We start from the raw sequence: 7,581 nt of genomic DNA, 5'->3' as shown, positions 1-7,581 counted from the left end.
CACAGTGGGATGATTACAGACATGTCGGATTATAACCAGCGGGTGAAGCAACGACTGCCCGGAGGCGTGCATTATAATTTTCATCTTCCTTGGGAAGAAACGCCGCTCCATTTCACGCATGCTTCCCGAAGCAGAGTGACGGACATGAATGGTAACGAGTATCTGGACCTGTATGCCCGGTTTGGTGCCCTGATCGTAGGTCATGGGAATGAGGAGTATAACGAGTGTCTAAAAGAAACCATTGATCGTGTTCTGTCCGTGAGTCATTGTGATCTGGATGCAGAGGCTCTGGAATTAATCCATCAATATGTACCTTCGGCAGAGATGATTCGTTTCGGGTTATCCGGTACGGAGATTGTTCAGAATGCACTTCGACTTGCGCGAGCATGGACAGGGAAAAACCGCTTTGTCCGCTTCGAAGGCCACTATCATGGCAATGCGGATAATATTATGGGCGGCAAGACCGCACGTACAGGTCTGCCGGTTCCTTCCGACTATCCTGGCGACATGAAAGGAACGAAAGGAAGGGCAAGGGATGTCATGGAGTCCCAGTCCTATCTGCTGCCATGGAATGACACCGAACGTTTGGAGGAACTGTTCCGGCAGCAAGGTGATGACATCGCAGCCGTCATCATGGAGCCCGTATGTGTCAATGGAGGTGGAGTGATGCCTGCTCCAGGTTATCTGCACAAAGTGAGACAGCTATGTGACGATCATCAGGTCGTTCTCATTTTCGATGAAATTATTACCGGATTCCGCATGGGACTGGGCGGGGCTCAACAGATGTTCGGTGTGACGCCGGACCTGACGACACTTGGAAAGGCGATCGCTGGCGGCGGGGTGCCAGTATCCGCACTGGTTGGAAAGTCGGAGATCATGAAGCTGCTTGTGGACAAAAAAGTGATTCATGCGGGAACGTTCAATGGGTATCCGCTGGGCACGGCTGCAGTAAAGGCAACGTTGGAGATGCTTGGCCGCAACGGGGGACAGGCTATGGACACCATGAACCGTCATGCCGAGATGATTCATGATGTGCTCCTCCGGGAAGCAGGAAAGGTTGGACTCCCGCTGATTGTTCAGGGGCCTCCGGGCTGTGCCTCTTATCACTGCTGTACAGAACCGCTTCAGGATACGGCTGAGTATACGTTTGAATTAATGTCTTTTGATATTTTGTTGAACGGCAAGCTTGCCGAGCATGGCATTCTAGTGTCAACACTCTCGCGGATGTACCCAAATATCATGCTGGACATGAAGGATGTTGCCTGGTTCAGCGAGCGTGTTCCTGCCGCACTGGCGGAGATGAAAGAGCTTTATGACGAACTGATCTGACGATAGCTCAACAAGGAGAGTGGTTAGGTTTGCATAATCAACTCATTGCAATTATCGGCGCAGGGGTGATGGGCTGTGCTACAGCACTGGATGTTGCGAGGGCTGGATACCGGGTGATTCTGCAGGATATTTCCGAAACAGCTGTCGCCCAGGCACCTGAAACCATCCGTCGTGAATACCGTTCAGCTTGCTTTTTGAAGCGGGGATACGGAGATGTTCCACTGAGCCAGATTATGGAGCGAGTCTCGTTCCAGACACAGGATGCGGGGATTGAAGAAGCTCATATCATTATTGAAAATGTAACCGAGAATCTGGAATTGAAAAAGGAAGTCTATGAACGTCTGGGCACCAGGGCGCGTTCGGATGTGATATTTGCCTTGAACACGAGCTGTATTTCCGTCACGAAGCTGGCCTCCTTTCTGCCTGATCCCGGCAGGGCCATCGGGGTGCATCTAATGAATCCGGTTCCCGTCAAATCGATGGTTGAGGTGATTAAAGGCCACCATACCACACCGGATACCGAACGAGAAATGGTGGCGTTTCTGGAGAGTATCGGGAAGAGTCCGGTTGTGATCGAGGATTTGCCCGGATTTGTCTCCAATCGTCTGTCCCATCTGCTGATGAATGAAGCGGCGTTCATTGTACAGGATGGCATTGCAACGCCTGAGCAGGTAGATGCCATTATGAAAAAGGGTTTTAACTATCAGATGGGCCCTCTGGAGACCGCCGATCTAATTGGTCTGGATACGGTCGTGCACTCACTCCAAGTATTGTACGACAGTTATCAGGACCCAAAATTCCGATGCTGTCCGATGCTGCAAAAAATGGTTGATGCCGGACAATGGGGACGCAAGACAGGTCAGGGATTCTATGCCTATTAAAATGAAGGAGGGCATGTCCATGGAACGGAGCAAGGATATCAAATGTATCGTTTGGGATCTGGATCATACGATTTGGGATGGTGTTTTGCTTGAGACGGGGGATGTACAACTGAAGGCGGGCATTAAGGAGGTGATCGAAAAACTCGACCAACGAGGTATTTTGCACTCTATTGCCAGTAAAAATGATGCAGAGATGGCTTGGACAAAACTTGTTGAACTGGGCATTGCCGAATATTTTCTGTATCCCGAAATCCATTGGCATGCAAAGTCTGTCTCTGTTCAGCGTATTCAGCAGAACATTAATATCGGCATGGATGCGCTTATGTTTGTGGATGATCAGCCCTTTGAACTGGAGGAAGTGCAAAGTGTCCATGCAGACATCCATGTTCTTCAGGCGGATCAATACGAGACCTTGCTTGATGATCCGAGGCTTATGCCCCGGTTCATTACAGCAGACTCCGCGCGCAGAAGGCATATGTACCAAGCTGATTCAATCCGCAAGCAGGCGGAGGATCAGTATGAAGGGCCATCTGAACAATTTCTGGCCAGCCTTGGCATGAAGTTTGTCATCTACGAAGCCGCCGAAGAAGACCTGCAGCGTGCGGAGGAACTTACGGTTCGCACCAATCAGCTTAATGCCACAGGCATTACTTACAGTTATGAGGAACTGCATCAATTGATGACCTCGCAGGATCACCTGTTACTGGTGTGTGAACTGGAGGACAAATACGGGACGTATGGAAAGATTGGACTTGCGCTGATTCATATGCAACCAGATGTATGGAGACTGAACATGCTGCTAATGTCTTGCCGAGTCATGTCCAGAGGGGCGGGCAGTGTGCTGCTTACTCACATTATGCGTGAAGCCAGGAAGCAGGAGAAACAGATGCTGGCTGACTTCAAAGATACGGGAAAAAACCGGATGATGAACATCAGCTACCGTTTTGCTGGATTTCAGCAGAGATCCGCAGATGAGGACGGAAACGTATTGTTTTATCATAACTTGCAGCAAGCTGTGGAGTTTCCAGATTACATTGAAGTTTGTGTGCCTGAGGGGCAACATCAATAACAAGGGGGAAGGGCAGTGGATTATCGTCAGGAAATTCGAGAATTCATCGGAAACAACCTTACTATGGATCATGAGGACACTCCAATTAACGATGATGACAATTACTTTGAGCTGAGGTTTGTCAATTCACTCTTTGCGATGCGTTTGGTTGACTTTGTGGAACGTAGATTCCAGATTGAAATCGGGAATGAGGATCTGGATTTGTCCAATTTTTGCACCATTAACCGCCTTCAGGATCTGATTGAGAGAAAGCTGACTGCGAAGGGGGCGGCGATATGATTTCAGCGAATCAGGCATCCATCCGTCCAGTCACAAGTCCGGCAACCAGTCCATCCAACAAATACATGTATCTGTTTTTGGGCATTTCCTTTGGTGCGTGTTACGGCATTGCAAGTTTGTTTATGTTCTTTGCCGACTACATCGTCCCGATCACAGGTGAATTACACCTGATGCATCCGCTCGCAATCATTGCGCTGTACTCACCTTCGATTGCCGGATTAATTACTTGTTATTTGATGGGCGGCAAGAAAGCGCTCAAAGGCATGTTTCTAAAGCTGGTTCCACGCAAAAAGGACCTATTCTGGATTCCGCTCATTATCGGAATTTCCATCGTCTTCGCTTCAACGATGCACTTTGGTTCCTTGTTGTTCGGCATACCAGTCCCTGAGCTGACATATAGTGTACCGGAAATGATTTGGCTCGGTATTCTGAATTTGGTTAAGGAAACGGGACTCATTGGCGGGTTGTTCGGCTGGATCGGATTTTTGCTACCCTTTCTGCAAGGAAAGCTGAAAAATAACGTCACAAGTGGTTTGCTCACAGGTCTGTTGTTTGGATTATGGGTGCTTCCGGGTTACCTGATTTCCTCCTTTGGCACCTCAACCACCTACATATACTATGTTGTTCAACTTATGGCATTTATCGTTTTCCAGAGCTACATTTTCAATGCTACCAGAGGTACACTGCTATTCTATCTGTTAGCCTTCTGGCTCGTAGCCACGGGAAGCCAAATTGACCTGTATTACTTTAATCCGCAAGTGCAAATTATGCAGTTCTTCTTCTTTGTCATATCCGCAGTTGTCATTCATGTCATCTTCAAACGCAAAAAAGTGGATGTTCAGCTCCAGACATTTCCTGCTTATGTTCTGGACACGAAGTAGGCGAGTGGTGGTGAATACAGGATGGAATTAAAGTATCTTGAACAGTTGCAAACGGGGAAGGGAAACAGACAACTCGTCTGTTTTCCCTACCTTGGCGGTCACTCTCAGAGCTTTCAGCCGCTTGTTGGGGAACTGCCGGACACAGAGATTTGGGCCTTCACACCTCCGGGCCATGGTCTGAATACCCAAGCTCCTCTGGAGCACATGCAGCAACTGGTGGAGCTGTATACCAGCCAGATTCTGCATGTGATTCGACCGGGCAGTACGTTGTTTGGACACAGTCTGGGAGGAATTACGGCCTATTTCGTTGCACATCGTTTATATCAGGAAATTCCGGATGTTGCGCAAACGCTGCAGCTTGTATTATCTGCCTGCAACACGCCATCCGAGTGCGGTAACCAGCATTACGAAGGAATGTCTGATGAGGGGCTGATTGATCATTTGTTCTCCTATGGAGGGCTTCCTCAAGAGTTGATGCATGAAAAGGAACTGCTATATTATTTCCTGCCTGTGATTCGGGCTGATTTCAGACTGCTTGAATCGGCAGCAAGCCTTGAGCATCAGCCTTTGTCAATGCCGGTGCTGTATTTGTGGGGGGAACGAGATCGCACGGTTTCCCTTCAATCGGCGCTGAAATGGGGCCGATACGTTGAATCACCAATGAAGTTTCAGACCATCAGAGAGGGCAGTCATATGTTTATGATGCATCAACCTTCATCGGTGGCGCAGGTTCTGACAAGCTTTATGACTCCAGATGAATAGGAACAACTTATAGATGAGAGGAGCCATGTTCGTTTATGCTGCTACGAATGCTGAGAAATGATATCACGAGAAAGAAAGGGATTACGGCTGCGCTGTTTATTTTCGTGCTACTGGCTGCCTTGCTGGTATCTTCGGGGTCAAGGATGATTATGGAATTGACGAGTTCTATTCAATATCTGTTCTCTGAATCCAAGACACCACACTTTGTACAAATGCATGCCGGAGAACTGGATCAGGCCAAAGTAAACAGTTGGGCCGAGGGTCAATCCACCGTTGCACAGCATCAGATTGTAGAGATGGTCAATATTGATGGCGCCAATCTGTTTTTCGGGGCAGAGTCGGAGAAAAGCAGTGTCATGGATATCGATTTTGTTACACAGAATCAGGATTTCGACTATTTGCTGAATTTGAACAGTGACATCATTCAGGTTAACGATGGGGAGATCGCGGTTCCTGTATATTACATGCAGCAAAGACAATTAAGCATAGGAGATCAGGTCCAAATCGACAATGGACAATTTCAGCTTTCGTATACCATCGTTGATTTTGTTCGAGATGCCCAGATGAATCCTTCCGTTGTTCACTCCAAACGTTTTGTAGTGAGTTCAAATAATTTGGAGGAACTGAAGCAGGGCGTCGGGGAGATGGAATATCTGATCGAGTTTCGCTTAAAGGACCCTGGACAGACAGGAGAGTTTACCCAAGCTTACCAAAATGCAGGCCTGCCCAATGCCGGTCCGGTCGTGACTTACGGTCTGTTCCAGTTACTTAATGCCATGACCGATGGTGTCATAGCAGCCGTCATCATATTGGTCAGTCTTGTGCTGATTCTGATCGCCATGCTCTGTATTCGGTTCACGATGCTGGCAACAATTGAAGAGGATTACCGGGAGATCAGTGTCATGAAAGCCATTGGAATCGCGGAGAAAGATATCAAGAAACTGTATCTCATGAAGTATATATTTATGGCAGGCTTGGCTTCCCTGCTGGGTTACATTGCGTCACTTGGCGTAAACAGGCTGTTTGTCGCAAATATTATGTTGTATATGGGCAAAGCACCTGCAACCGTGCTGCATTTTGCCGTGCCATTACTGGCTGCCGGATTGATCTTTGTCATGGTGGTGCTGTTCTGCCGAACGGTACTGCGGCGGTTTCGTTCCATCTCTGCGGTGGAAGCGCTGCGGACCGGAAGTTTGGGAGATACGCAGATCGTTCGCAATCGTCTCAGTCTGTCCCGCAATCGCTGGTCTTCCGTACCTGTCTTTCTGGGACTGAAGGAAGTCGTACAGCGAATCAAAATGTTTCGTTTGTTATTATTTGTATTTGTCGTCAGTTCGTTCATTATGATTGTGCCGATTAACTTCCTCAATACCTTGCAGGCACCAAGCTTTATCTCCTATATGGGCGTTGGACAAAGCGACATTCGTATCGACTTGAGACATACGGACGATGTGGAGCAGCGCTATGAGAATCTGATTACCGAGATCCAAAATGACCCGAGTATCAAAACGTATTCTCCGCTGGTAACCAGCCAGTTCAAGGTTCGGAATGCGGAGGGCAGCTATGATAATCTGAGCGTGGAGACCGGGGATTTCAGCATTTTCCCTTTGTCCTATGTCAGTGGTAATGCGCCAGTAACCGGGAACGAAATTGCATTGTCGGATGCGAACAGCAGCGAGCTCGGTCTGAAAATGGGGGAACAGCTCACCCTGCTGGTAAACGGCAAAGACCAGGTCATGACGGTCAGCGGTATATATCAGGATGTGACAAACGGTGGGAAAACAGCGAAAGCTCTGCTGCCATACAACAAGGACAGCGTTTTGTGGTATGTGGTCAGTCTGGATCTGAAAGATCGCGGTCAAATGGCGGCCAAAATTGCCGAATTTGAGACGTCCTTCGCTCCTGCCAAAGTGACGGATCTCCAAGGGTATCTCGATCAGACACTCGGAGGAACCATTCAGCAATTAAAGCTGGTGACCATGCTGGCCTTGGCTATCGGTGTATTCATTTCGATATTAATTACCTCGTTGTTCCTTCAAATGTTGGTAGCTAAGGACAACAACGATATAGCTGTATTGCGAAGTCTCGGTTTTGCCTTGTCCAAGATCAAACTGAAGTATGTAGTGATGTCGCTTATTATTTTGGTCGTGGGCGTTACTGCCGGAACGGTACTGTCCAACACGCTTGGACCATTGCTTGTCAGCAGTATTATGTCCACCTTTGGTGCATCCAGTATCGTCTTCGTAATTGACCCGGTACAGGCGTACATTCTGTGTCCGTTGTTGCTTGCAGGTACCATCGTATTGACGGCTTGGATCAGCATCCAGTCCATCAAAGAAACTAGCATATCCAAAATGATCGTGGAATAGGGGAGAATCAG

Annotated in this window: 7 protein-coding genes; all 7 read left to right on the top strand. The window is 48.2% G+C overall.

The features are described 5' to 3' along the window. The first annotated feature begins 9 nt into the window (after positions 1–9). From Q0V21_RS07100 to Q0V21_RS07070, 7 genes are read left to right on the top strand one after another with little or no spacing between them, the layout of a single operon-like run. On the top strand, positions 10–1,329 hold the full coding sequence (locus Q0V21_RS07100) for an aspartate aminotransferase family protein (protein ID WP_079350541.1): 1,320 nt from the start codon (positions 10–12) through the stop codon (positions 1,327–1,329). Positions 1,330–1,358: 29 nt separating this feature from the next. Then, positions 1,359–2,210, top strand: coding sequence for a 3-hydroxyacyl-CoA dehydrogenase family protein (locus Q0V21_RS07095; protein WP_079350540.1), 852 nt, complete (start codon positions 1,359–1,361; stop codon positions 2,208–2,210). A gap of 19 nt (positions 2,211–2,229) precedes the next feature. Continuing rightward, positions 2,230–3,279 carry an HAD-IIIC family phosphatase gene (locus Q0V21_RS07090; RefSeq protein ID WP_079350539.1) on the top strand — a complete coding sequence of 350 codons (1,050 nt, stop codon included), beginning with the start codon at positions 2,230–2,232 and terminating at the stop codon, positions 3,277–3,279. A gap of 15 nt (positions 3,280–3,294) precedes the next feature. Then, positions 3,295–3,558: an acyl carrier protein gene (locus tag Q0V21_RS07085; RefSeq protein WP_079350538.1), complete on the top strand. Its 264-nt coding sequence runs from the start codon at positions 3,295–3,297 to the stop codon at positions 3,556–3,558. After that, positions 3,555–4,439, top strand: coding sequence for a hypothetical protein (locus Q0V21_RS07080; protein WP_179132913.1), 885 nt, complete (start codon positions 3,555–3,557; stop codon positions 4,437–4,439). The genes Q0V21_RS07085 and Q0V21_RS07080 overlap by 4 nt, the downstream gene beginning before the upstream one ends. Before the next feature lie 21 nt (positions 4,440–4,460). Continuing rightward, positions 4,461–5,201 (top strand): thioesterase II family protein, encoded by a 741-nt coding sequence (locus tag Q0V21_RS07075; RefSeq protein WP_079350537.1) that lies wholly within the window; start codon positions 4,461–4,463, stop codon positions 5,199–5,201. A gap of 35 nt (positions 5,202–5,236) precedes the next feature. Beyond that, the gene (locus tag Q0V21_RS07070) at positions 5,237–7,570 is read left to right on the top strand and encodes an ABC transporter permease (RefSeq protein ID WP_079350536.1); all 2,334 of its coding nucleotides are present in this window, start codon (positions 5,237–5,239) and stop codon (positions 7,568–7,570) included. Positions 7,571–7,581: the final 11 nt, after the last annotated feature.

The sequence above is a fragment of the Paenibacillus sp. 11B genome (assembly GCF_030487755.1).
GTDB classification, from domain to species: Bacteria; Bacillota; Bacilli; order Paenibacillales; family Paenibacillaceae; genus Paenibacillus; species Paenibacillus vandeheii.
Note: the sequence above shows the minus strand (reverse complement) of the source record. Positions and strands in the feature narration are given on the sequence as shown.

Excerpts from the sequence above, each read along its gene's own strand:
- Q0V21_RS07100 (WP_079350541.1), top strand. The coding sequence starts at position 10 with ATGATTACAGACATGTCGGATTATAACCAGCGGGTGAAGCAACGACTG.
- Q0V21_RS07090 (WP_079350539.1), top strand. The coding sequence starts at position 2,230 with ATGGAACGGAGCAAGGATATCAAATGTATCGTTTGGGATCTGGATCAT.
- Q0V21_RS07080 (WP_179132913.1), top strand. The coding sequence starts at position 3,555 with ATGATTTCAGCGAATCAGGCATCCATCCGTCCAGTCACAAGTCCGGCA.
- Q0V21_RS07075 (WP_079350537.1), top strand. The coding sequence starts at position 4,461 with ATGGAATTAAAGTATCTTGAACAGTTGCAAACGGGGAAGGGAAACAGA.
- Q0V21_RS07070 (WP_079350536.1), top strand. The coding sequence starts at position 5,237 with ATGCTGCTACGAATGCTGAGAAATGATATCACGAGAAAGAAAGGGATT.